The organism is Streptomyces sp. NPDC002130, assembly GCF_040296465.1.
Classification (GTDB): Bacteria; Actinomycetota; Actinomycetes; order Streptomycetales; family Streptomycetaceae; genus Streptomyces.
The window spans coordinates 1-1930 of record NZ_JBEOXI010000635.1; the positions used below are offsets into that span (position 1 = coordinate 1).

Below are 1930 nucleotides of genomic sequence, written 5' to 3' on the forward strand. Positions count from 1 at the left end.
GGCCGCGGATGTCTCATAGCTGCAGTAACGCCTGCTCCACGACCTCCGTGAGCGCCGGGTGGATGTACATCACCTCGCGGGAGATCTGATCAACCGTCTGACCGGTCATCATCGCCTGAATCAGCGGCTGAATCAGAACCGCCGCATCCGGACCGATGATGTGCGCACCCAGCAGCGTCCGCCCACGAGGATCGGCAAGCAGCTTCACGAAACCTGTGGTGTCCTCGAGCGCCCACCCGTAGGCAGCGTCGGCATACGCCCGAACAGTGACGACGTACTCGATCCCAGCTTCCTCGAGCTGTTGCTGGGTCGCGCCGATACTCGCGACCTGGGGATCAGCAAAGACCGCGTGCGGCACCAAACCGGTCGGCAGCGGCTTCGGATCGTACGCGTGGAGAAGATTGTGCACCATCGTGCGCGCTTCGGCGTTGGCCAAGTGCTTGAGCTGGAAATGATTCGCCAGATCGCCCAGTGACCACACACCGGGCGCCGTGGTCGCCCCGGCCGCATCGGTGACCACATGACCATGCTCATCGAGTTCGATACCGGCGGCCGACAGATCCAGAAGGTCGGAGTTGGGTCGCCGGCCCGCTGCCACCAGCAGCATCTCGGCGGAGACCTCGCGCTGCCCCTGCGCGGTCTCCACAGTAGCGACCACACCCGAAGCACTCGGCTCCACGCGCACCACCTCCGCGTCCAGATGCACCGTCATCTCCTGCACAGCCAACTCGGTGAACCTGTCGGCGATCTGTTGATCCTCACCATTGAGCAAACGCGGACCGCGGTGAACGATGGTGACCTCGACACCGAAAGCGGAGAACACGTGCCCCATCTCGGCAGCGATGAAGCCGCCGCCGATGATCAACAACGACGAGGGCAGATTGTCGATGCGCATGATGGTGTCCGACGTGTGATATTCGACCTCGTCCAGGCCACGGATGGCAGGCACGATCGGCCGGGAGCCTGCTGCCAGCACAACCTTCTCAGCGGAGAGCTCCACCTCCCCGACCTGCAGCCGTCCCGGGGCGACGAAACGGGCCTGATCGGTGTACACGTCGACGCCGTTCTTACGCCGATAATCCACCGCTTGGGCGTGCAGTGGATCGATGCGCCCAAAGATCCGATCGCGGATCTCGGACCAATCGACCGACTCGACCCGCGCATGCACTCCCAGCCTTCCAGCACGTTGTGCCGACCGGACAGCATCGGCCGCCACCACGAACATCTTCGTCGGGATGCAACCACGATTGAGGCACGTACCACCGAAGCGCGAAGGTTCCACGATCGCCCTCCGCAGCCCATCGAACTCCGGGGTGAACAGGTAGTTACCGGTCCCGGCACCAATCACGATCAAATCATGCGTCGTCGCCATATTGCGTTCCTTTCCTTGACTGTGCCGCTGAATCGGACACCGAAATCGAACTGTCAGAGCCCACGGGAACTTCCAGACGTACGAGCACTCCACGAATAGCGTGCAGGTCGGCCTCCGTGTTGGTGGCAACCCGCAACGCCTCCCGAGCACGGCCGCGATCACGAGCCGCAGCCCGGCGCTGGGACAGCAGGATCAAAGGCCCCTGCAACGCAGCCACCGTCGCCAAAATGGCGCCGAGCCCTGTGAGCATGGTCGCCGGATGCGGCTCGAACGGGCGCAGGACAAAATTGACCGCCAACCAGCTGACGATCACCGTCACCAAGCCCGCCAGAAACCACCAGGTCCCCACCATATCGGCGATCTTGGCAGCCCATCGCTCACCACGACCCGGACAAGGCTCATCGAAGACACCAAGGCGGTGACCACAATGCGGACACACCAAATCATCCACCCACGTCAAGGTTGATCCACATGGACTTCGCTTTCGACGCGCGCACCGAAGAGCTGCGCGCCAAGCTCCTCGCCTTCATGGACGAGTACGTCTACCCGGCCGAGGCC

The 1930-nt window shown here is 63.2% G+C and carries 2 protein-coding genes; both read right to left on the minus strand.

Features of this window, described 5'->3' with window-relative positions:
* Positions 1 to 13 precede the first annotated feature (13 nt).
* Positions 14 to 1372, minus strand: a complete 1359-nt coding sequence (locus ABT116_RS43810) for a mycothione reductase (RefSeq protein ID WP_351646395.1) — start codon at positions 1370 to 1372, stop codon at positions 14 to 16.
* The gene (locus ABT116_RS43815; RefSeq protein ID WP_298784098.1) at positions 1356 to 1823 is read right to left on the minus strand and encodes a DUF1003 domain-containing protein; all 468 of its coding nucleotides are present in this window, start codon (positions 1821 to 1823) and stop codon (positions 1356 to 1358) included. Before ABT116_RS43815 ends, ABT116_RS43810 begins: the two co-directional genes overlap by 17 nt.
* Positions 1824 to 1930: the final 107 nt, after the last annotated feature.

Bases quoted from the DNA above. Each gene is read 5' to 3' on its own strand.
- ABT116_RS43810 (WP_351646395.1), bottom strand. From the start codon at position 1,372: ATGGCGACGACGCATGATTTGATCGTGATTGGTGCCGGGACCGGTAAC.